Below are 22,295 nucleotides of genomic sequence, written 5' to 3' on the forward strand. Positions count from 1 at the left end.
AAAGTGATTAGTTTTTGGTCGACTGCGGCAACTCCGCGACCAGTCGGAGAGAAACGGACAATTCGTCGAGCTGGAAATGCGGACGCAGGAAGGACACGGCGCGGTAGCAGCCGGGGCGGCCCGGCACCTCCGACACCTGCACGCTCGCCTCGCGCAGCGGGAACTGCGCCTTCTGCTCCTGGCTCGCGTTGTCGTCGAGGAGGACGTACTGCGTGAGCCAGCGGTTCAGGTAATCCTCGACGTTGGAGGCGGCGGCGAAGCTGCCGATCTTGTCGCGCATCATGGCCTTCATGTAGTGGGCGATGCGCGAGACGGCGAAGATGTACTGCAGCTGCGAGGACAGCATGGCGTTGGCGTTGGCCGCCTCGTTGGCGTACTTCTTCGCCTTCTGCGCCGACTGGGCGCCGAAGAAGGCCGCATACGAGGTGTTCTTGCAGTGGACCAGCGAGATGAAGCCCAGGTCCGACAGCTCCTTCTCGCGGCGGTCGGTGATCGCCACTTCGGTCGGGCATTTCAGCGCGACCTCGCCTTCGTCGGTCTTGAAGGTATGGGTCGGCAGGTTCTCCACCAGACCGCCGCCTTCGACGCCGCGGATCGCCGCGCACCAGCCGTAATCCTCGAAGGCGCGCGTCAGTTTCGAGGCGAAGGCGTAGGCGGCGTTACACCACAGGTACTTGCCATGGTCGGTGCCGTCCACGTCTTCAACGTAGTTGAAGCCTTCCGTGGTCATGCCGTCGACCGGGTTGTACGGCAGGCGGCCCAGGAAACGCGGCAAGGTCAGGCCGACGTAGCGCGCGTCTTCCGATTCGCGGAAGGCCTTGAACTTGGCGTATTCGACGGTATCGAAGACCTTGGCCAGGTCGCGTGGTTTACCCAGATCGCCGAAGCTGTCGACGCCGAACAGTTCCGGCGCGGCCGAGGTGATGAAGGGAGCGTGGCTGGCGGCGGCCACATGCGACATCTGCTCGAGGAAGTACATGTCTTCGGGCTGGCGGCTCATCTCGAAGTCGCCAACCAGGGCGCCGTATGGGGCGCCGCCGAAGGTGCCGAATTCCTCCTCGTAGATCTTCTTGAAGAGCGTGCTCTGGTCGAATTCGACGGCGGCCTGGAAGTCCTTTACCAGTTCACGCTTGCTGGCGTTGAGCATGCGGATCTGCAGGGTCGAGCTGGTGGACGAATTCTTCACCAGGTATTGGAGGCCGGTCCAGGCGCGCTCCATCTTCTGGAATTCCGGCGCGTGCATCACGGCCGACAGTTGGGTCGAGATCATGCGATCCAGTTCCGCGAGGCGCGCATCGATCATCGCCGACAGGTTGTTCGACACCACCATCGTGCCCGACATGACCTGGGTGACGAGCTCCGAGATCAGGTCGCGCGCGCGTTCGTGCTCGCTGGGCGAGGCGGCAACCCGGCTTTGCTCGACGATCTGGTCGAGTAGCGACGTATTCAATTCCGGCGCGAGTTCCTGCGTGGGCTTCATTGCCTGTTCGAGCATGGCCGCCATTTATTTGTCCTCCGTCTTGCGCAGGCCTGCGAGCTTCTCGGTATTGCCGAGCACTTCGCTCAGGATGTCGTCGAGCTTGTCGTTCCCCGCCAGCTTGTTGCGCAGGTCGGCCAGCTTAGTGCGCGCTTCCAGCAGGCCCTTCAAAGGCGCGACCTGCTGCACCACGGCTTCAGGACGAAAATCCGCCATTTCGCGGAACTGCAGCTGGACGCCGAACTGTCCGCCCTCTTCCGACAGGTGGTTATCGACGCGGAACTGCACGCTCGGCGCCACGCCGCCCAGCACCTCGTCGAAGTTCGAGGCATCCACGCTGACGAACTTGCGGTCCTTCAGGCGCTTCTTTTCGGCGCTCGGATCGTTGCCGAAGTCGCCGATCACGCCGACCACGAAGGGCAGCTCCTTGTTCTCGATGGCGTCGCCGATCTCGACGTCATAGGTCATCTGCACACGCGGCGCGCGCACCTTTTGCAAGCGCTTCTGCACGCTTTCGTTTTTTGCCATGGCTGCTCCAGGGAGGGGTTTATTTCAGTGCGTCGAAAGGATCGTTCGAGGACGATGGCGATTTCGCCGGGCCCGCTGATGCCGTCGCCGTCGCAGGCGCACGCGGTTTCACCGGGGCCTTCGGCTTCGTCGGCACCAGGTCGTCCTGCCCGAGGCTCGTGCGCAGCAGCTTGGCCAGGTCCTGCGCCTCGGACTTCACGTCGCCGTTGATCTTGTTCTTGCGTGTCAGTTCGCCCAGCGCCTTGCTGGAGACGCGCAGCCCGCTGACGGCGGCGATGCTGTGGGCCAGCGTGTCGTCCGGGTCGCGTTCCAGCGCTTCGTGCGCGTCGACGATGGCCTGGCCGTACTCCTTGCTGTCGAAGCGCATCTGCGCCATGCGCACCCAGGGGGTCTTGTCGGCCGGGAAGGCCTGGCTGGCGCTCTTCAGGTGCGCATAAGCCTTGTCGGGCTGCCCGGCCGCGATGGCGGCGTCGGCCGCGGCGACCGAGGCCGCCATCGTCGCGGCCTTCGGCATGCCGGCCGCACTGTCGCCGGTGCTGGCGCAGGCGCTCAGCAGTGCGACGCAAGCCATGGCCGGCATTAGTCGTGTGAACATCATTTCGGTCTCCAGTCCGTTGAACCAGCCGCCATTATTCGGGAAGCAACTGCAAGAGAATTGCGGCTAGTCAACAACTGCACAGGTCGCTTAAATAGCGCACAACGCCCGCCGGGCTTGCGCGCGCGCAGAGGCGGCGCATGGCGTTGCTGTTAAATGAGCGCTGACGTTATTTACGAAAGGCAATAACGAATGAGAGCGTTTCTTCCTGTCGTGCTGGTCCTGCCTGCGGTTTTGGCAGGCTGTTCCGGCAACGCCCTGCGCCAGGCCGCCCAGTCCGATGCGCTCAAGCCGCCGCGCGCGGTCGCCCTGCGCCTGCACGCCGCACCCAAGCTCAATACCGACAGGCAGGGACGGCCGCTGGCCCTGGTCGCGCGCGTCTACACGCTGCGCCAGAACGCCGCCTTCGAAGCCGCGCCCTACGCCAGCTTCCTGACGCCGGGCGCCGACCGCGAGGCTTTCGGCGCCGACCTGGTATCGGTGAAGGACGTGACCCTGGTGCCCGGCCAGCGCTACGAAGTACTGGAAAAGGTGCCGCGCGAAGCCGCGTATGTCGGCGTGGTCGCCCTGTTCCACTCGCCGGCGCCGCAGCGCTGGCGCATGTCCTTCCCTGCCGCCGAGGCGGAAAGCGCCGGGCTCACCGTGGCACTCCAGGCCTGCGCGCTGGCGGCGGGCCTGGGCGCGCAACCCAGCATCGCCGCGCCGGCTTCTGCGCGCTGTCAATGAGGATCCGGCGTCCTTCGCGCAAGCTCGACTTTTTCCCGCAAACATTTTCTTCGCGAGGTAATAGTGAACATGCCATCGAAACTGCTGTGGGGTGAGGGATTGTTCCTGCGCCCCCAGCATTTCCAGCAGCAGGACCGCTACCACGAGGCGCGCCTGAACCAGACCGCGCGCGCCCTGCATCCCTACGCCTGGGGCGTGCGGCGTCTGGCGATCGACCACGAAGCCCTGGCCAGCGACCTGCTGCGCATCGATGCGCTGTCGCTGGTCTTCCCCGATGGCGAGATCGTGCGTGCACCGGACGGCGACGCCCTGCCGCTCCAGGTCAAGCTCGGCGCCCTGCCGCCATCGACCCAGTCGATCACCTTCCATGCGGCCCTGCCGGCCCTGAAGCCCCATGGCGAGAACTGCGCGGAGCCGGACGTCGAACGCGACGATGCCCGTTTCGTGCAGCACGAGCGCGATACCCAGGACCTGTTCACGCAAGCCGCCGACGCCAACATCGCCTACCTGAGGAAGACGGTGCGCCTGGTGTCGGACGTCGAGCTTCTCGACGCCTACGACAGTTTCCCGCTGGTGCGCCTGCGCCGCGTCGCCACCGGCGGTTTCGAAGTCGATCCCGCTTTCATCGCGCCAAGCGTGTCGATCGGAGGCGCGCCCGGGCTGCAGAACGCCCTTGCCCGGCTGATGGAAAAGCTGCTGGCCAAGGTGAACGCGCTCTACGGCCATATGCGCGAGCCGAGCCGCAAGGTGGTGGAGATTCGCGGAGGCGACATGTCCTCGTTCTGGCTGCTGCATACGGCCAGCACCGGCTATGCGGCGCTGTCGCACTACCTGCATCATCCCGACCTGCATCCGGAGCGCCTGTTCGGCGACATGCTGGCCCTGGCCGGCGGCCTGATGGCCTATTCGCGCAGCTACACGCTGGAAGACCTGCCGGCCTATTCGCACCTCGATCCCGGCCCCGCTTTTGCCCGCCTGGACGCGATCCTGCGCGACCTGCTCGATACCGTCGTCTCCAGCCGCTACTTCTCGATCGCGCTGTCGAACGAGCGGCCGTCCTACCATACCGGGGCGCTCGACTCGGGCAGGATCAACGCCCAGACCATGCTGTATCTCGCCGTGTCGGCCGACATGCCGGCGCTGCAGCTGATCGACGCGGTGCCGCGCCGCTTCAAGCTCGGCGCGCCGCAGGACGTCGACACCTTCGTGCTCTCGGCCCTGCCCGGCGTGAAACTGATGCATGCGCCCCAGGTGCCGGCGGCGCTGCCGGTGCGGCCCGACACCCATTATTTCGCGCTCGAGAACAAGGGCGTCCTGTACGAGAACATGCTCAGGGCGCAGGCGATCTCGATCTTCGTGCCGAACGGGATCCGCGACCTGCAGCTCGACCTGATCGGGGTGGCGGCATGAGCGCCCACGTCGAACGGCGCGTCGCGCCCACGAGTAGCCGCGGCGCCGCCGGCCATGCGCCGCAATCCCTGGTCGACCTGATGTACGAAGGCTTCTACGCCCTGTTCCTGCTGAAGAACGGCTGCGGGCCGCACGACAAGGCCGCCTTTGCCGACCACATGACGACCTTCCTGGGCGACGTCGACCGCAACGCCAAGGCCATCGGCGTGGCGGCCGAAGACGTCACGGCGGCAAAATACGCCTTTTGCTCGGCGGTCGACGAAATCATCCTGCGCTCCGACTTCGAAGTGCGCGAAGCCTGGGAAACCCGCCCGCTGCAGCTGCGCGTGTTCGGCGACCAGCTCGCCGGCGAGCACTTCTTCCACCGGCTGGAGGACTTGCGCGCGAAAGGCGCCGTGCACCTGCAGGCACTGGAAGTCTTCCATATGTGCCTGCTGCTCGGCTTCGAAGGCCGCTATGCGCTCGACGGCCACGACAAGCTGAACTACCTGGTGGCGCGCCTGGGCGACGAGATCGCCCGCATGCGCGGCAAGAACCGCGGCTTCGCGCCGCACGCCGAGCGGCCCGACCAGATCGTCAACACCCTGCGCAGCGATTTGTCGCTGTGGGTGCTGTCCGCCGTGTTCGCGCTCGCCGGCCTGGGCGCCTATGCCGGCTTCCGGGCTAAGCTCTCGCACGACACCGGGACGGCGCTGGCCAGCTACAACGACCTCGTCAAGCTGCCGCCGCGGGCGGCGAACGTGACGATCACCCTGCCCTGAGCCGGGCGCCAGACGAAACGCCGCCGGTATCGCTACCGGCGGCGTTCCTGTTTGTGTGACGCTTATTGGGCGACCTTGAATTCGATCCGCCGGTTGCGTGCCCGCCCGTCCGGCGTGCGGTTGTCCGCCACCGGCCGGTCGGGCCCCTCGCCCGACACCGAGATCGAATCGGCCTGGATACCGCGCGCGGCGACATAGGTCTTCACGGCTTCGGCGCGCGCCTGGCTGAGCGAGAGGTTGCCGGCGCGCGAGCCGGCGTTGTCGGTGTGGCCGATCACTTCGACCTTGATGCCGTTCAGCTTTCTAAGGGCCTCGCTCATCTGGTCGAGGATGGCCATGCCCGAGGGTGTCAGCGCGGCCTTGCCCGACTCGAATTCGATGATGCGGTTGGCCAGCGCGGCGTCCAGCACGCTCTGCTCGGAGGCGGCCACGCGCAAGCCGTTGTTGACCGTATAGGTCGGGTTCAGGCTGGCGGCGATGTCGCCGGCGATCTGCTGGCGCTGGCCCTCGTTGGCCACGTCGCCGCGCAGGCTGACCGTGTTGCCGTCGACTTTCAGCTGGCCGCGGCTGATCATCTTGAGGTTCGGGCCGATCAGGCGGCCCACGTATTCGTTCCAGTTGGCCGGGGTGGAGACCGTGCCGACCGCGAGCTGGTCGACCACGCGCTCGGCGCCGTACACGGCGCGCAGGCGACCCAGCAGGGCCGCCTTGCTGGCCTCGTCGGCCACCGTGCCGGCCACCACGATCGGCCCGCTCGCTGCCGGTGCCGCTGCGGGCGCGGGCATCTGGGCCCGGGCGCTACCGAACGCCAGCAGGCAGCCGGCGAAAAGAATCGTCTTGCTCACGTTGCGTCTCCGATGAAGGTCTTCAGGAACAGGTCGCGCGCCATCTTGAGAGGCAGCTGCGGCTGGTCGAGGTAGCTGGCCAGGGCGCGCACGTCGACGTCCAGGCCAAGCTGCTCGTCGATCCAGCCGGTGTCCAGCAGGCGCACCTGCAGCTCCTGGCCGACCAGCGGATCGATGATGCCGCGCAGGGTCTGGGCCGCGGCGCCGGAAAAGCCGATCACCAGCACCGGCCGGTCGTCCTGCCGGGTCAGGAACAGCGCCAGGTCGAATGCCGCGCGGTGCACGAACGGCGCCACCAGTTCCAGCCAGAAGGCCGCCACCGGCGCGCGCAGCGCCTCGTCGTCGGGCAGCGGCAGCACCAGGCTCTTGTCGAGCTGGGTTGGTTTACTGTGCATGACCGGCTGCAGCAGCAGGCCGAGCGCGAGGATGACGCGGCTGGCGTCCTCGTCGCCCAGCAGGTTCGACAGCGAACCGATGGTGCCGGTGGCAAGGAAGGCGGCCAGCGCGCCGTCGGCTTCGCCCAGCGTGATTGCGGCGTCGCTGATGCCCTGCAAGTGCAGGGTCGGGTCGACGGCCTGCACCACCTGCGGCGCCGCGGCCTCCAGGAAGGACCAGAGCGGGGCAAAAGCGAGCGGACAGCGCGACACAAAAGCGCCGGGGTCAGGGACGTCGAGGGTACGCATCATGAGGAAGGGATAGCGCCGGCCGGGCGCGTCGTGGCTGGCGACCAGGTGGCCGGCCACGGCGTGGCGCCGCGCCGGGCCGACGAAGGCGAAGCTCACCGGCGCCATCGCGTCGTAGTTGATCTTCCAGCGCGCGTCGGAGGGCAGGCGCTGCATGACGGTTGCCAGCCAGTCGTCCAGCATGCCCAGCGCGGAGGCGTCGTGCGCCAGCTTGACGAAGTCGCTGCGCGTCGGAACCTTGCCGAAGTAGCCGATCCGATCCAGTGCAGGCGCGCGCATCAGTGGCCTCCCGCGGCCAGGCTGATGGTGGCCGGCTCGGGAACGGCGCGGCCGACGATGGTTTGCGGCAGGCGCAGGCCCTGGAAGCCCTTGCCGCCGCTGCTGGCCGCTTCGGCGTTGCTGACCACGCGCAGGTCGACCACGATGGCGATATTGCCGCTGACCCAGCGCAGCTCGTTCACGCCGCCGTTCTTGCGGGTCTGGGTCGAGGCTTCGATCATCTTGCGCATGCCGAACTGGCCGGCCTCGTTGAACAGCTCCACCGTGCGGCCGTCGAACGTGACCGCGCTGACGCGCGCACCGGCCGGCCCCGGGCCGGGGAATACCATGTTGGTCCAGACCGGCGGCGTATTCCGGTAGCGCAGCTGCTGGCCATCGATCTCGATCGTGTATTCGGTGGTGCCGGGCGCCGGTTGCGCCTGCAGCTGGAAGACCTTCTGCGGCGCGCCGCCGCTGGCCGGCGCCACGCCATTGCTGGCCAGCGGCGCGACCCAGCCCGGGAAGCCCGACACGGCCTGCGGCGCCAGCGTGATGCCGATGTCGGCCCAGGTGCGCGCGGTGAGCATGCTGCCGCGGTTGATCACCAGCGGTCCCATGGCCGTGTTGATGAACTTCGCGACCGCCCCTTCCGGTCCGAACACCTGGCCGATTTCGACGCTGGTCGCTTCCATCTTGCTGCTCGGGGAGAACGGATATTTTTCAGCGAGCGTCTTCTGGAAGGGTTCGAGCACCTGCGCCTGCCAGGTCTTGTTGATCTCGGATTCCGAGGGCAGCACGATCATCGCGAAGGTCTGCACCAGCGGCCGCACCAGCAGCGGACGCAGCGCGGCCTTCTGGCCGTCGCTCATCCCGGTCAGCATCTGCTCGTCGACGTATTTGAGGGCATCGGCCAGCTCCGAACCGCTGCCTTCCAGGGTCTGCTGCATGAATTGCTTGGCGCCGGGACCGGGGTCGCCCTGGTTCTTCAGCTGGTTCAGGCGGGTGCGCAGGCGCGACAGGCAATCCAGGTAACCGTTCATCAGCGAGGCTTCCTTTTCGCGCGGACCGACCAGGCGCGCGACGCCGGCGAACTCGCGCCCGATCGGTCCCATCGCGCCGGCCTGGCCGGCGGCCACCGGCCCAACCGCATCGGCCAGGGTGCGCGCGTCCGACGGCGCGCGGCGCAGGATCACTTCCTTGAACCAGTTCGCCAGCGTGCGCTCCGTCTTGCCCAGATTCGCGCGCGCGGCGGCCGGATTGTCCCAGGAGGTCTCCTCGTAGATGGCTTTTAAAAGGCGCGCGATCGGCGAGGCTTGCGGGTCGCCCAGGCGGTTCATCGCGATCACGCTGCTGTCGAAGCCGCGCAGGTCGGTGACCGTCACGCCCTGTACGAACTTGGCCCACTCCTTCGCATACTCGGCCTTGTACATGTCGACCAGGGTCTTCTGGATCTGCTCGGGGCTGCCCTCCAGGGTCAGGTCATCCTTGGCCACCGTCTTGAGCACCCAGTCGGTGCTTTGCAGCTCGCGGTTGGAGGCGTCGCGGATCGCGCCCTGCACGTATTTGTCCCAGGCGGCGCGGGTAAAGGCGCCACTGACCGCGTGGCTGCCCGCCACCAGGCCGGCATCGTTGTCGCCGACGATGCGCGCCACTGTCACCGCCGGGAAGCGGGTGGCGGCGCGGGTCTTGATGTCGGCATACACGCGTTCGCGCGCCGGCGTGCCGCGCACCACGCGGCGCAGGTTTTCGCGTGCCGAATCGAGCAGGCTCAGTTTCAGGGTCACCTGCGGCCAGGCCTGGTCATGAATCTGCGACAGGTGAAAACTCAGCAGGCGCTCGGCGCTGCGGATCATCTGCTCCTGCGGCATGGCGCCGCGGTTCGCGGCCAGCCAGGTGCGCCAGTAGCGCGTCAGCTGGTCGTTCAGATGGCCCGGTTCGGCACGGGTCTTATCGCCCAGCATCAGGTAGGTTTTCAGCGCGTTGTAGGCATCGGCGACATTGGTCGGCGAGACTTCCTGGTAGGGCTGGCCCGGCTTGCTGCTGGGCGCGGCCTGGGCGTTGGGATCGAGCGCGTCGGCATGCGCATTCACCTCGGCCAGCATGGTTTCCAGCGCGCCCGCCACCGGTTCGACCATCACGGCGCGCACGCCGGCGAAGTACTCGTCGCGCAGCTTGCGCTCCAGCTCCTCGCCCTGGTACAGGCCGAAGGACAGCGCCCAGGGCTGGTCTTCGCGGTAGCGGCTCAGTTGTTCGATGCGGTCCTGCAGGATGTCGAGCGCTTCCAGGCGCGATTGCAGGTCGATGCGCTTGTCCTGCAGCCGCATGACCTTGTCGAGGTCGGCCTGCACGTTCGCCACCAGCTGGACATTGCCCATGTAGGACCAGCTCCAGCCGCCCAGTGCCGCGCCCAGCATCACGGTGGCCGCGAAGAAGGCGGCGTATTTGATACGCGTGCTGGCCGGATTGCTGTAGCGCTTGACCAGGTCCTTGTCGGCGAAGATCACCTTGCGGAACAGCTCGAGCAGGAAGTAACCCTCTTCGGCCGGGGCTTCCTCTCCCGCTTCGGCGCCCTTGCGGTCCTTCAGTTCGAGGTCGAAACGGCTGGCCACGCGTTTCGACGACAGGTCCTGCACCTGCCCTTCCTGCAGCGCGCTGGTGAAATAAAAGCCGCAGAACACGGGCTTGAACTGGTAGGTATTCTCTTCGAACAGGGTCGACAGGAAGGCGCGCAGCGGACTGCGGATGGCGGCGAATTCGAGCGGAAAGGTGAAGACGCCGGGCCGCATGCGCGCGCTGCGGTTACCCGCCATGTTCGCCAGGCTCAACTCCTTCAGGCCGTCGTGCAGCTCGTCGAAATGGGTGTCGAAAAAGGCCAGCACGTCCTGCGGCGTGCTGCGCCGGTTGTAGCGCAGCGTCGCGCCCCAAACGCGGTCGCGCTCGGACCGTTCGGCATCGTGGAAGAAGTCGGAAAAGCCCGCGATCAGGTCGGCCTTGGTGAAGATCACATAGACGGGCGCATACACGCCCAGGCGCTCGGTCAGTTCCTGGACCCGCGTGCGCAGGCTTTTCGCCAGTTCCATCGAAGCGCTGGCGGGGCCGGCCGTCAGTTCCGCCACGCTGACCGCGATCAGGATGCCGTTGATCGGCGCGCGCCGACGGTGCTTTTTCAGCAGTTCGAGAAAGCTGAACCACTCGGCGCGGTCGCCTTCCTGCACCGAATAGCGGCCGGCCGTGTCGAGCAGGATGCCGTCGGTGGTGAAGAACCAGTCGCAGTTGCGGGTGCCGCCCACGCCCTGCACCGCCTTGCTGCCGGGGATCGGGAAGGTCAGGCCCGAGTGCGCGATGGCGCTGCTCTTGCCCGCCGCCGGATTCCCGATGATCATGTACCAGGGCAGTTCGTAGAGCGCCGCGCCGCCGCGCGTCAGGCCCAGCTTCGAGGTCTTGATCGTCGTGATCGCTTCCAGCATGTTCTTGCGCAGGACTGCCACTTCGCTTTTCGCATTGTCGACGGCGCCTGCGTCTTCGGCGAGGCTGGCGCTGAGGCGGCTTGCCGCGCGCTTGCGCAGCAACTGGCGCACGCCCCAGTAACTGCCCAACAGGGCAAGCAGGACCAGCGCCCCGATCACGGCCCAGATGGCGCCAAGCTCGAAGGTGTCTGCGCTGAGGAACAGGATGCCGATGCAGGCGGTGATGCCGATCACGACAAGCACGCGGCTGTCGGTGAGAAACTTCCAGAGACGGGCCATGGCGGGAGCGTTGTGAAGGTTAGGGAAAAGTCCGACAGGCAATGCTCGCATCAATTGCCTGTGGAAAATTTGACCTTCCTCAACCGGGGCGGAGCGCCTCAGCGCCGCATGACACCCCTGAGACGCAGCTCGGTATGCCCCAGATCCATCATCTTCCAGCGTCCGCCCCAGGTCAGGCCCAGCTGCTCGGCCACCTCGCCATACAGCTGGTAGCCGCGCATGGCCCAGGGGTCCTTTTCCGAGATCACCAGCTTGCCGTCGCGCCAGAAGGCGCAGTCGGCGGCCAGGCCGTACTGGTGCCAGCTCTGGAAGGCGCGCGCGTTGGTCACGGCGCCGCCCATCTGCGCCAGCATGTCCTGGCGCGCCGGGCTGCGGTAGCCCTCCAGCAGGGCCATGTCGTAGCCGTGCCGCTCCTTCATGATCTTGAAAGCGAGCAGCAGGCGCTGGCTGAAGTCCGGATGCATCAGGCCCCAGTTGCGGCTGGCATTGACCAGCATCGGCCGCACCTGCACCACTTCCTGGGTCGAGAAGGCAAGCGGCGGCGGGTCGCTCGGCGGCACCAGCTGTTCGCCCTGCAGCAGGGCCGCGATCTGGGCGTCGGGCAGTGCTTCGACCGGCTCGTACCCGGGGAGCATGTCGGGCGTGCGCAGGGCCAGCGCCAGCAGCGAGGGGATCGCCACCGCCGGCACCACGATGGCCAGCACGATCCAGTGGCGGCGCAGCGCCTTCATCAGCGCCCTGCTTGACTGCTGCAGCGAACGCCGCGATGGCAGCGCATGGGCCGGCAGTTCGGGGCGCCGCAGCGAGGCGCGCGCGATGCGGCTGCGCAGGCCGAACATGAACTGGTTGATCCATGCACGTCCGGTCGGGAAGCAGGCCAGCCAGATCAGGCTGCACGCGACGCAAAAATACAGAAGTGCGACAAAGATCAGCATGGGTTTTCCCAGAGGGTTTCTAATCGACACAGAAACGTCCATCTTAGGAGGTATGCCGTGCGCCCTACAGACGAAAATCAAGCAGGCTCGACAAGACCAAACCTGATGTCGTCGCGCCGCGGCGCCGGAGAAGAAAACATCCTCGCGATGCTGGAACGCGATTCGGCGCGGCGCATGGGCCCGCGCATGTCGGGCGTGCGCCTGGCCTCCTACGGCGCGGCGGCGGCGCTGGCCGGCATCCTGGTCGGCGGCATCGCCTGGCTCGCCTATGACAATCACACGAGCGCGCAGGAACTGCAGTCCGCGCACGATGCAAGCAACGTGGAGGTGGTGCCGACCATGCCGGATCCTGTCCTGCCGCCCCAGGCGCCGCCAGCGCTCGCCGCCGCGAACCCGGTCGAGGCGCCGCACCCGGCCGTCATCGTGGACGAATCCGCACGCAAGCGCGACGCGACCGTCGCCAGCGCGGTGCCGCCGTTGGTCATGCTGCCGCCGGAGGAAGTCAAGGGCACGAAGCCGACGCCAGCGCCCGCACCGCCCGCGCAGGACAGCGTGCAGGCCAAGCCCGCCACACCCGCCAAGCCCGAGCCGGTCCGCACGGTCGCACGGGTGGAGAAAAAAGTGGACAAGGCCCCGAAGCAGGTCAAGCGCCCGGCGAAACCGGCAAAACCGGTCCAGGCGCGCAACGCCACCGCTGCGAAAGCGAAAACGAAAGCAAAAGCCGACAATACCGCACAGGCACGCAAGCCCGCCGCAACGGCCGAAGCGCCGGTCGACAGCGACGTCGCCCTGATCTCGGCCATCATCCAGCACTCCGAGCGCCACCGCGGCGAAGCCGGTTGCACCGGTCCCAAGTGCCCGTCGAAGCCATCCCGTCCCTGATGTGGCAAAAAACCACGGCCGCTCATCCATGCGGCCGAAAGGGCTGGGCCTTGGCACTTCCTGAGGCTATACTGTACATAAGCACAGTTGTCGCCTCACATCATGCACAGGGTTCTGGAAAACGAGTTTTATTACCTGGATAACTTCCAGAATGTCCTCGACTGGATCGGCGGGCGCTACCGCGACCTGCTGACCGAGGAAGAGCAAGCCTTCATCGCCGCCTTCCCCACGCTGCCGCAGGCCGCACGCGCGCTGTTCGTGCGCATGGTCATGCGCAAGGGCGAGCTCTTCCGCGCCAGCAAGATGATCTACGCGGAGATCGGCTGCCCGGTCGAGGCGGCCCGCCAGCTGCTGCCCAGTGGATGGATCGCGCTCGATCCCGTGCTCAACCTCGACGAATTGTTCGAACTCCTGGCCAAGCCGGAACTCGTGGCTGCCTTTGGCGACAAATTGCACCAAAAGAGTGCACGCAAGGCCGAGCAGCTCGAAGCCCTGCGCGAGGCCTTTGCCGAGAGCCGCGCCTTCTCCGAGTGGTATGCCGGCTGCACCGACGTCGCCTTCCGCATCCTGGTCAAGCCCCTGTGCGAACGGCTGCGCCTGATCTTCTTCGGCAATCTGCGCCAGGACTGGACCGAGTTCGTGCTGGCCGACCTCGGCCTGTTCCGCTACGAGCAGGTCGAGTTCTCGCCCGCCTCGCGCGGTTTCCGCGACCGCCGCGACATCGACCATTACCTGCACCTGCACACCTGCCGCGAGCGTTTCGCCGAAGGGCTGGAACCGATCGAGGACGTCCTGCAGGACCTGCCGCTGCAGCCTTTCGAGAACGAGTGGCTCGACAGCCGGCGCGAAAAATTCCTGTTCCAGGTCGGCCAGCACGTCGAGAAGCTGCAGGACTGGCCGCGCGCAATCGACATCTACACGCAGTGCGGCTATCCGGGTGCGCGCGGGCGCGCGATCCGCGTGCTGGAAAAGGCCGAGCGCTACCTCGAGGCCTGGCAGCTGCTGCAGGAAGCGGAAAGCACGCCGGAAAACGACGCCGAACGCCAGCACCTGGCGCGCCTCAAGCCACGCCTGGCGCGCAAGCTCGGCCACCCGAAAGCGATCGCTCCGCGCCCGCCGGCCCCGGCCCGCCTCGACCTCTGCCTGCCTGTGCCGGGCGACGGTCCCTGGGTCGAGGGCGCGGTGCGCGACCACCTCGGCAGCGAGGCGGCGCCCGTGTTCTACGTCGAGAACATGCTGGCGAACGCCCTGTTCGGCCTGCTGTGCTGGCGCGCGATCTTCGCCGCCATTCCCGGCGCCTTCTTCCACCCCTTCCACCGCGCCCCGGCCGACCTGTACAGCCTGGACTTCCACCAGCGCCGCGCCGCCGAATTCGCCGACTGCCTGGCGCAGTGCGACGACGGCCGCTACCGCGCCACCATCCTCGCCCACTTCGAGGAAAAGGCCGGCATCTCGGCGCCTTTCGTCGCCTGGGAATACCTCGACCGCCCGCTGCTGGAACTGGCGCTCGACTGCATCCCGGCAGCGCACGTGAAGCGCTGGTGCGAACGCATCCTGGCCGACCTGAAAGCCAACCGCACCGGCTTCCCCGACCTGATCCAGTTCTTCCCGGACGAAGGCCGCTACCGCATGATCGAAGTGAAGGGCCCGGGCGACCGCCTGCAGGACAACCAGTTGCGCTGGATCGAGTACTGCGCGCAGCACGACATGCCGGTGGCGGTGTGCTACCTGCAGTGGGAGCAGGCTGCTTGAGCGAGGCCTCGTTCGTTGCGCAGGATGTCGCGCAGTATGTCGTCGCTGTGCGTGCGCTGTGTGAGTTCACGGCCAAGCGCGGCGACCTCGACCTGCGTTTCACGCCCTCGCCCACCGCCCAGGAAGGCATCGTCGGCCATGCGGTCGTCACCGCGCGCCGCGGCGAAGGCTACCAGACCGAAGTCACGCTGAGCGGCGACTACGGTCCCCTGCACGTGCGCGGCCGCGCCGACGGCTACGACCCGGAGCAGAACCTGATCGAAGAGATCAAGACCTACCGCGGCCAGCTGTCCTCGATGCCGGACAACCACCGCCACCTGCACTGGGCCCAGGTGCGCGTCTACGGCCACCTGCTGTGCGCCGCACGCGCTCTGGAGCAGGTCAATCTCGCGCTGGTGTATTACGAGATCGGCAGCGGCCTCGAGACCTCCTTGCGCGAGACGCGCAGCGCGCTCGAGTTGAAAGCCATGTTCGAGGAAGCCTGCGGCCATTTCGTGGCCTGGGCCGAACAGGAATTGCGCCACCGCGAGGCGCGCGACGCGGCCCTGGGGGCGCTGCGCTTTCCCCATGCGGACTTTCGCCCCGGCCAGCGCCAGCTCGCCGAGAACGTGTTCAAGGCGAATGCGACCGGGCGCTGCCTGCTGGCCCAGGCGCCGACCGGGATCGGCAAGACCATCGGCAGCCTGTTCCCGGTACTGAAGGCGGCGCCAGGCCAGCGCATCGACAAGATTTTCTTCCTCGCCGCGAAGACGCCGGGCCGCCAGCTCGCGCTCGACGCCGCCCAGGCGATTTGCGCGCACGCGCCCGCGCTGCCGCTGCGCGTGCTGGAGCTGACCGCGCGCGACAAGGCCTGCGAGCATCCGGACAAGGCCTGCCACGGCGATTCCTGCCCGCTGGCGCAAGGCTTCTACGACCGCCTCCCGGCCGCGCGCCGGGCCGCACTGGAAGTACCGGTGCTGGACCGCGCCGCGCTGCGCGAGGTCGGCCTCCGGCACGACGTCTGCCCCTACTACCTGGGCAGCGAAATGGCGCGCTGGACCGACATCGCGGTCGGCGACTACAACTATTATTTCGACGGCAGCGCCATGCTTTACGCGATGGCCCAGGCGAACGGCTGGCGCGCCAGCGTGCTGGTCGACGAAGCCCACAACATGGTCGCGCGTGCACGCTCGATGTATTCGGGCGAACTCGATCGGGTCGCCCTGCGCGCCGCCCGCGCTGCTGCGCCTCCCGTGGTGAAAAAGGCGCTTACCAAAATCGGCCGGGTCTGGGCCGAGATCGACCAGTCCGCCGGACTCCCGTACCAGGTGCTCGACGCGCCCGGCGAGAAGCTGCTCAATGCGCTCACCAACGCCACCAGCGCCATCAACGACTTCGTCGCCGAGAACCCGGGCCCGCTCGACCCGGCCCTGCAGCGCTTCCACTTCGACGCCCTGCACTTCACGCGTCTGGCCGAATCCTTTGGCGAACATTCGCTGTACGACCTCACCCGCAGCGGCAAGGATAGCGTGCTCTGCATCCGCAACGTGGTGCCGGCGCCCTTCCTCACCCCACGTTTCGAGGGGGCGCATTCGGTGACCCTGTTCTCGGCCACGCTCAGCCCCTGGCATTATTTCGCCGACCTGCTCGGCCTGCCCGCCGACACCGGTTGGGTCGACGTCGAATCGCCCTTCCACGCCGGCCAGCTGGCGGTGCACATCGCCGCCCGCATCTCGACGCGCTACCAGCACCGCAGTGCCTCGCTGGCGCCGATCGCGCACCTGATGGCCGAGCAGTACGCCCAGGCGCCGGGCAATTACCTGGCCTTCTTCAGTAGTTTCGATTACCTGGAACAGGTGGCCGACCTGTTCGCCGCGCTGCATCCGGAGGTGCCGACCTGGCGCCAGGAACGGCGCATGAGCGAGCCTGAACGCGCCGCCTTCCTCGATCGCTTCCAGCCCGAAGGACGCGGCATCGGCTTCGCGGTGCTGGGCGGCTCCTTCGGCGAAGGGATCGACCTGCCGGGCGCGCGCCTGATCGGCGCTTTCGTTGCCACCCTCGGCCTGCCGCAACTGAACCCGGTCAACGAACAGCTGCGCGCGCGCATGCAGGCGATGTTCGGCGCCGGCTACGACTACACCTATCTGTATCCGGGCTTGCAGAAGGTGGTGCAGGCGGCGGGGCGCGTGATCCGTACCGAATCTGACAAAGGCGTGGTCTACCTGATCGACGACCGCTTCGACCAGCCTGCCGTGCGCGCCCTGCTGCCGCGCTGGTGGCAGGTCGACCGGATCACGTAATCAGGCAATGCGCTCGCGCACCTTCTGATAGCCGCTGCGGCTGACCGGCACCCGCTTGCCGTCCTTCAGGACCGCGCACCAGCTGTCCTTGCTCGCCGCCTCGATGCGCTCGATCGCGCCGACGTTGACGATGTAGGAACGGTGCACGCGCAGGAACAGCGCCGGATCGAGGCCTTGCTCGAGTTCGGCCATGCGTCCGTTCTTCAAATGCGTGCGGCCGCCCGCGCTGATCTGGACATAATCGTCCTGGGCCTCGATCCAGTCGATGCTGCTGCTTGGGACCACGTGCACGCGGGCGCCGTCGCGGATCAGGATGCGCTCGAGCGGGCCGTTGCGGCGGGCCGCCTCCTGCGCCACCGCCTCGACCTGCTCCGGCGGCGTCGTGCGGGATCTGGCGCTGTCCAGTGCCTGGGCCAGGCGCTCGCGGCTGAAGGGTTTCAACAGGTAATCGATCGCGCGCACTTCGAAGGCCTTCAGCGCGAACTGGTCGTAGGCCGTGACGAACACGTATTGCGTGCGCGCCCCCGCCAGCTCCACCACTTCGAAGCCGTCGAGTTTCGGCATCTGGATGTCGAGGAAGGCCAGGTCCGGCTGCAGTTCGGCGATCGCCTTGACCGCCTCGAAGCCGTTCGCGCATTCGGCCACGATCTCGATCGCGGGATGCTCGGCCAGGTATTCGCGCAAGAGTGCGCGCGCCAGGAATTCGTCGTCGACGATGATGACACGCATGGTTCAGGTCTCCGCCTTGGGGTTGAGTTCGGATCTGGTCTCGATCGGCAGCGCGATGTCGACCCGGAAGCGCGCGTCAAAACGCGCCCAGTGCACGCTCGCCTCGTGCGCATAGGTCGCCAGCAGGCGCTGGCGCACGTTGGCGAGACCGATGCCGCAGCCGGCGCCGGCCGGCGCAGGAGCTTCCTCGTCGGCGTCGTTCTCGACCAGGATGCGCAGCAGCGAACCCGCGCATTCGGCAGCGATGCGCACCGTACCGCCCTCCAGGCGGTTGCCGATGCCGTGCTTGACGGCGTTCTCCACCAAGGGCTGCAGCAGCATGGGCGGCAGCAGGCACAGGCCCGCCCCTTCGCCGATCGCTTCCTCGAAGCGCAGGCGCGCACCGAAGCGCACCTGTTCGATCGCGAGAAAGGCGCGCACCAGCGCGATCTCCTCGTTCAGCGCGACCTTGCGCTGCGCATCCATGCCCAGGCTGCGGCGCAGGAAGTCGGACAGCTGCAAGGTCATGCCGCGCGCGCGGCCCGGGTCGATCGAGGTGAGCGCGCTGATGGAATTGAGGCTGTTGAACAGGAAGTGCGGATCGATCTGGGTACGCAGCATGCGCAGCTCGGCTTCCTGCGCGGCCAGCTTCATCTCCAGCTCGCGCCGCTCGAAGCTGCGCGCACGCTCGAACTCCAGGCCCAGGTAGTGGGCCACCGCGCTCAGGCCGTACAGGATGACGCCCAGCCCGAACATCAGGGCTGCGAAGGGACGTGTCATGGCCGGCATGCCCGGAACCAGGCCACGCAAGGAGTCGGCAAAGCCGCCGCCAGCCGCGGTCCAGAGCGCACTGGCACACACCGCGCTGCAGGTGAACACGCCCAGCACCGCATACAGCGGCTTGCCGGCGAGCGGATAGGCGCGGCACAGGTAATACGAGGAGAACCCGCTGGCGCAGCCGTACACCAGCGCCAGCGGCACGGCGAACAGCAGGCTGGCGCCCCAGGGCGCGTCGCCGGCCGCCACCATCAGGCCGGCCAGCAGCGCGCCCAGCAAAGCCCAGGCGGCCAGGTAGAGCGCGGTGCTGCGGCGATTGCCGGGCGCCCCGATCATCAGTTGCGCACTTCCACGCCGCCCATGATCGCGTATCCGCGCACGACCAGGCGCTTGCTGTTGTCCGGCGGCGCGATCGTCTTCTCTTCGAAGCCGCCCAGGATCGGCGTGCCCTCCAGGACGATGGTCCAGTCGGGTGGTACCTTGAGCGTGACCCCGCCCCAGAAGGCGAACACATGGATCACCGCTTCGCCGGCGATCGACGCGTCGCGCATGTCGAGCGCGCAGCCGCCCATCACCGCGGTCACTTCGCCGCCGCGAAAGTCCTTGCTGTGCACGCGGCGCTCGAAGCCGCCCAGTATCGCCGTCACGTCCACGCTCCGGGCTGCACTGTCTTCGCTTTCCTGCCCGGCGTCCTTGCCGTCCATGACGGCCACGCCGAAGCGCGCCGTGGGCCTGCCGGTCGTGGCGCGGTAGACCACCATCGCGCCGACGGCGATCAGGATCAGCGGCCAGAAGGCGCGCCAGGAGAAATAGATGATCCCAAGGCGATGCAGGATCATGGTCACGCCGATGCCGATGCCGGCCAGGCCGACCAGGTAGCCGTCCGGGCTGGTGGTATCGAGCAGCTTGGCCACGCCCGCGAAAATGAAGACCATCGGCCAGAACGCCAGGGCGTCGTGGAGATCGATGATGTCGAGGTTATCGAGCAGGAACAGCAGGCCGACGGCGATCACCAGCACGCCCATCAGGACCTGGCTGGTCATGCCGCGGTTGGCGCGGCGCGCCTGGCGCGCGGCGCGGCGGTCCTCGAGGGTGTCCTTAAGCATGGTCTTTCTCCTTGGTTGCCGGGAAACGGCGCGAAATCAGCGGTGCGAGCACCAGTTGCAGGCCGGCCATCAGCAGGAACAGCGGCCAGCTGTTGCCGAAGGTGAGGCCAAAGAGTTCCTCGAATACCGCGAACAGCCACAAGCCGATGAAGATCGTCCATAGCCCGCTCCTGAATTCGCGCGCGCTCGGGTAGCCGATGGTCTGGTTGATGCCGGCCACGACCAGCAGCAGCGGCCAATAATGCCAGAACGTGGACGCATCGACGAGGTCGGCGCGGTCGAGCAGGAAGATCACGCCCAGCCCGATCAGGACCAGTCCCCACATCAATTGCTTGCGTGCTGTGTAGCTGCGTTCGGTACTCATGTCGCCCTCCGTGTTGTGATGGTGGGACGATAACGGGGAGCGGCGCGCAAGGAAAGCGCCTTTCGGCGAATGGCGGCCCGGGGTCGGCGAATGGCGAAGAAATCGGCGAACGGCGCCGCGCAAGGGTAGACGATCAGAGCGAGAGCGGATCGTTAGCGCGGGACAAAAAAAACCCGCCTTGCGGGCGGGCTATGTACGGCCAGGGAAATCAGGCGACATCAGGCAGATGCGGACAGGTTCATCGGCGGCTGGCCTTTGACCTGGTTGCGGTATTTGGCGCGCGCGGTGGCCTGCTTGACGGCCTCGCGTTCGATGTTGGTGCGGCGGATGTCGAGACGTTCGTCCTTGCCGCGGTGCTGGGCTTCGTGTTTGTTGCCGATACGTTTGGTCATGTGCTTCTCCTCTATTAAAACGATGTGCCCGGAAGTGAGATCACGACCGCCCGGTGCCGAGCTTCAGGTCCGCCGGCATCAGCATACCCCAGCCAAGCTGGCGCCGGATTTCCTCGGGCGTCGGCGGCGGCTGCGGATCGCGTGTCCGGCGCGCGAGGTATTCGCGTACCAGGTGCTTCGGTGGGTTCTTGGTCGTGGCAGACATGGGGCCTCCGCTTCCGGTTTTTATGGGCCGCCGCCATCTGGCGCCGGCCGGAATCTGGTGCCGATCCTCGAGGCGACCGGCTAACCTGTTGAGGTATTTGGCAGGCCTGCAGAACGGATTCGCTGGCGCCTCACTCACACGGCTTCATCATATCGGGTGCATAGGACATGGACCGTTAGATGCCGCACACTGGAAGCACGGATGAGCTGCCGAGTCGGCGCGTCGTGTTGTAGGACAAGGCATACACGGACGTAAAAAAGGGAGCTTGACGCTCCCTTGTCGACTACGCCACGCCGCGCAAACGGCGGCGCTTCGCGTCACTTCGCGCTGGCAGGTTCGCCCGGGCTTTCCACCAGCTTCACGGCCTCGATACTCATGCCCGATGACTTGCACATGCCTTCGCAGCCGAGATCGAAGCGCCAGCTGTGGCGCGGGCAGACCACGTTCATGTCGTCGTCGATAAGGGCATAGGCCAGGTCGCCGCCCTGGTGCGGGCAGTAGCGGTTGATTTCATATTTTTGCCCGCGGTGCTCGATGACGATCCGCTCCTTCGAGAGATTCAGGTTCTGGAGCAGCGAGGCTCGCAGGTTCGATTCGTCGGCGAAAAGGAAGATGTTGGCCACCGTGTTGTACACGTCGGGCACCCGCTGCACGCGCGCCTGCATGCTGAGCACGATGTCCTGCCAGCGGTCCGCGCCGCACATCAGCGAGAAATACTTAGTGTCGGCGGTGATGATCTCGCAGGGCGCACCCGGCTCCTGTGACTGCAGCAGTTTGTTGCCCGCCAGGTCGGCCACCAGCCAGTCTTCCTCCGACGGGCCCCAGTTGAAAGCGACCGCCGGCGTATCCGGCGGCAAGGCGATGCCGGCGATCAGGTCCAGGCGGCGCTGCAGCACCTGGGCGAAGCGCTCTTTCGAGAAGCTGTCGCCAAGTTCCTGCCACACGTCGCGATGCGTGGCGCGGTAGTGCGCGAGCTCGTCAAGTGTCGGGCCGGGGATGGGCGTACGGCTGGTATCCATCGCCACGCGCTGGCCCGGGCGCGGATACACGACGTTGGCGACACCGTTCTGCGCCAGGTATTTGCCCAGCTCGTCCTGGTGGATAAAGATCGTGCCCTCGCCACTATTCAATGCCGGATCGAGGAAGGGGAAAAAGGCCGGTCCCGCGGCCGGCACGAACTGGCGCGGCGCCAGCATTTTTACGCCGGTCAGCACATTGCGCAATTTGGCGAGCACCTTCTTCCTGGCGAGCAGGCGGCGCTGGCCCTCGGGCAGGTCGAAGCATGCCGGGTGCCAGTTCGCGCCCGAAAACTGCACGCTGTAGTAATCGATCTCGCCCAGCTCGTTCTTGAGCATGCGCAGCCGGTCGAACAGCTTGCAGTCGTTCTGGTTGAAGAACGTGAGACCGGGAGCCTGTACGAACACCGCGCTGTCATGATTGATGCCGCTGTCGTCGATGAAGAGGCGCAGGCGGATGCCGTTCCCGGCAATCTCGCCTTCCGCGAGTTCGACCGTACGCAGTCCCATCCGGCCCAAGGCCTCCTGCAGGAACTTGTCCTTGTAGGCCGGTATATAGACAGTGCAGTCGGGATGGGTGGCGAACAGCGCGAGGGTCGATTGGTCGAAGTGATCCTGGTGCTCGTGCGTCAGGAAAATCGCCAGCGCCTTGCCGGCGCAGCGCGCGAGGACCTCGCTGCGCAGGTGCCCATTGGGCGGCCACTGGTGCCAGCCGCCGAAGAATGCCCCGGTGTCGTTCAGCCACGGGTCCATCAGCAGGGCCTCGGTGTCGGTTTCAACGAGGAAGCAATTGTGCCCCCAGAATGTGAGTTCGGCGTTCATATGGGAACCGGGAGGATGAAGGTGGCCT

Annotated in this window: 20 protein-coding genes; 6 read left to right on the plus strand and 14 right to left on the minus strand. The window is 66.7% G+C overall.

The annotated features are described in order from the left end of the window. Positions 1–7: 7 nt before the first annotated feature. From tssC to C2862_RS16130, 3 genes are read right to left on the minus strand one after another with little or no spacing between them, the layout of a single operon-like run. Positions 8–1,495 carry a type VI secretion system contractile sheath large subunit gene (gene tssC / locus C2862_RS16120; protein ID WP_136221186.1) on the minus strand — a complete coding sequence of 496 codons (1,488 nt, stop codon included), beginning with the start codon at positions 1,493–1,495 and terminating at the stop codon, positions 8–10. Positions 1,496–1,504: 9 nt separating this feature from the next. Then, positions 1,505–2,005, minus strand: coding sequence for a type VI secretion system contractile sheath small subunit (tssB, locus tag C2862_RS16125; RefSeq protein ID WP_136221149.1), 501 nt, complete (start codon positions 2,003–2,005; stop codon positions 1,505–1,507). 19 nt (positions 2,006–2,024) lie between these two features. Next, positions 2,025–2,600: a M48 family metallopeptidase gene (locus tag C2862_RS16130; RefSeq protein WP_229467468.1), complete on the minus strand. Its 576-nt coding sequence runs from the start codon at positions 2,598–2,600 to the stop codon at positions 2,025–2,027. Between the two features lie 192 nt (positions 2,601–2,792). On the opposite strand from C2862_RS16130, the gene tssJ reads away from it, so the two are divergent. The 3 genes from tssJ to icmH all read left to right on the plus strand — a co-directional run bounded on the left by tssJ (position 2,793) and on the right by icmH (position 5,497). After that, positions 2,793–3,326 carry a type VI secretion system lipoprotein TssJ gene (gene tssJ, locus C2862_RS16135; RefSeq protein ID WP_136221151.1) on the plus strand — a complete coding sequence of 178 codons (534 nt, stop codon included), beginning with the start codon at positions 2,793–2,795 and terminating at the stop codon, positions 3,324–3,326. 63 nt (positions 3,327–3,389) lie between these two features. After that, entirely contained in the window at positions 3,390–4,736 is a 1,347-nt protein-coding gene (tssK, locus tag C2862_RS16140) for a type VI secretion system baseplate subunit TssK (protein WP_136221152.1), read from the plus strand. Next, positions 4,733–5,497 (plus strand): type IVB secretion system protein IcmH/DotU, encoded by a 765-nt coding sequence (icmH, locus tag C2862_RS16145; protein ID WP_136221153.1) that lies wholly within the window; start codon positions 4,733–4,735, stop codon positions 5,495–5,497. Before tssK ends, icmH begins: the two co-directional genes overlap by 4 nt. A 62-nt stretch (positions 5,498–5,559) precedes the next feature. Here the strand turns inward: icmH and C2862_RS16150 are convergent, their stop codons facing one another. From C2862_RS16150 to C2862_RS16165, 4 genes are all read right to left on the minus strand, one after another. Continuing rightward, the gene (locus C2862_RS16150) at positions 5,560–6,282 is read right to left on the minus strand and encodes an OmpA family protein (RefSeq protein ID WP_136221187.1); all 723 of its coding nucleotides are present in this window, start codon (positions 6,280–6,282) and stop codon (positions 5,560–5,562) included. A 56-nt stretch (positions 6,283–6,338) separates the two neighbouring features. Then, the gene (tagF, locus tag C2862_RS16155; protein ID WP_136221154.1) at positions 6,339–7,304 is read right to left on the minus strand and encodes a type VI secretion system-associated protein TagF; all 966 of its coding nucleotides are present in this window, start codon (positions 7,302–7,304) and stop codon (positions 6,339–6,341) included. After that, positions 7,304–11,029, minus strand: a complete 3,726-nt coding sequence (gene tssM / locus C2862_RS16160) for a type VI secretion system membrane subunit TssM (protein WP_136221155.1) — start codon at positions 11,027–11,029, stop codon at positions 7,304–7,306. Before tssM ends, tagF begins: the two co-directional genes overlap by 1 nt. A 98-nt stretch (positions 11,030–11,127) precedes the next feature. Then, entirely contained in the window at positions 11,128–11,964 is an 837-nt protein-coding gene (locus C2862_RS16165) for a M15 family metallopeptidase (protein ID WP_136221156.1), read from the minus strand. Between the two features lie 105 nt (positions 11,965–12,069). On the opposite strand from C2862_RS16165, the gene C2862_RS16170 reads away from it, so the two are divergent. The 3 genes from C2862_RS16170 to C2862_RS25535 all read left to right on the plus strand — a co-directional run bounded on the left by C2862_RS16170 (position 12,070) and on the right by C2862_RS25535 (position 16,877). Beyond that, entirely contained in the window at positions 12,070–12,846 is a 777-nt protein-coding gene (locus C2862_RS16170; RefSeq protein WP_136221157.1) for a hypothetical protein, read from the plus strand. A gap of 102 nt (positions 12,847–12,948) precedes the next feature. After that, positions 12,949–14,598, plus strand: coding sequence for a VRR-NUC domain-containing protein (locus tag C2862_RS25530; RefSeq protein WP_210736014.1), 1,650 nt, complete (start codon positions 12,949–12,951; stop codon positions 14,596–14,598). Next, entirely contained in the window at positions 14,595–16,877 is a 2,283-nt protein-coding gene (locus C2862_RS25535) for an ATP-dependent DNA helicase (protein ID WP_210736016.1), read from the plus strand. The genes C2862_RS25530 and C2862_RS25535 overlap by 4 nt, the downstream gene beginning before the upstream one ends. Here the strand turns inward: C2862_RS25535 and C2862_RS16180 are convergent, their stop codons facing one another. From C2862_RS16180 to C2862_RS16200, 7 genes are all read right to left on the minus strand, one after another. After that, complete coding sequence (locus C2862_RS16180) at positions 16,878–17,606, minus strand: LytTR family DNA-binding domain-containing protein (RefSeq protein ID WP_136221158.1); 729 nt, start codon at positions 17,604–17,606, stop codon at positions 16,878–16,880. 3 nt (positions 17,607–17,609) lie between these two features. Further along, positions 17,610–18,698 (minus strand): sensor histidine kinase, encoded by a 1,089-nt coding sequence (locus C2862_RS16185; protein ID WP_136221159.1) that lies wholly within the window; start codon positions 18,696–18,698, stop codon positions 17,610–17,612. After that, positions 18,698–19,468, minus strand: a complete 771-nt coding sequence (locus tag C2862_RS16190; RefSeq protein WP_229467469.1) for a LiaI-LiaF-like domain-containing protein — start codon at positions 19,466–19,468, stop codon at positions 18,698–18,700. The genes C2862_RS16185 and C2862_RS16190 overlap by 1 nt, the downstream gene beginning before the upstream one ends. After that, on the minus strand, positions 19,461–19,832 hold the full coding sequence (locus C2862_RS16195) for a LiaI-LiaF-like domain-containing protein (protein ID WP_136221160.1): 372 nt from the start codon (positions 19,830–19,832) through the stop codon (positions 19,461–19,463). The genes C2862_RS16190 and C2862_RS16195 overlap by 8 nt, the downstream gene beginning before the upstream one ends. Positions 19,833–20,050: 218 nt before the next feature. Continuing rightward, positions 20,051–20,224 (minus strand): hypothetical protein, encoded by a 174-nt coding sequence (locus tag C2862_RS25290; RefSeq protein ID WP_168710086.1) that lies wholly within the window; start codon positions 20,222–20,224, stop codon positions 20,051–20,053. Between the two features lie 40 nt (positions 20,225–20,264). Further along, positions 20,265–20,429, minus strand: coding sequence for a hypothetical protein (locus C2862_RS25295; protein WP_168710087.1), 165 nt, complete (start codon positions 20,427–20,429; stop codon positions 20,265–20,267). Between the two features lie 317 nt (positions 20,430–20,746). Beyond that, positions 20,747–22,267, minus strand: a complete 1,521-nt coding sequence (locus C2862_RS16200) for a Rieske 2Fe-2S domain-containing protein (RefSeq protein ID WP_136221161.1) — start codon at positions 22,265–22,267, stop codon at positions 20,747–20,749. Positions 22,268–22,295: the final 28 nt, after the last annotated feature.

It is taken from the genome of Massilia sp. Mn16-1_5 (assembly GCF_004798585.1).
GTDB lineage: Bacteria > Pseudomonadota > Gammaproteobacteria > Burkholderiales > Burkholderiaceae_D > Telluria.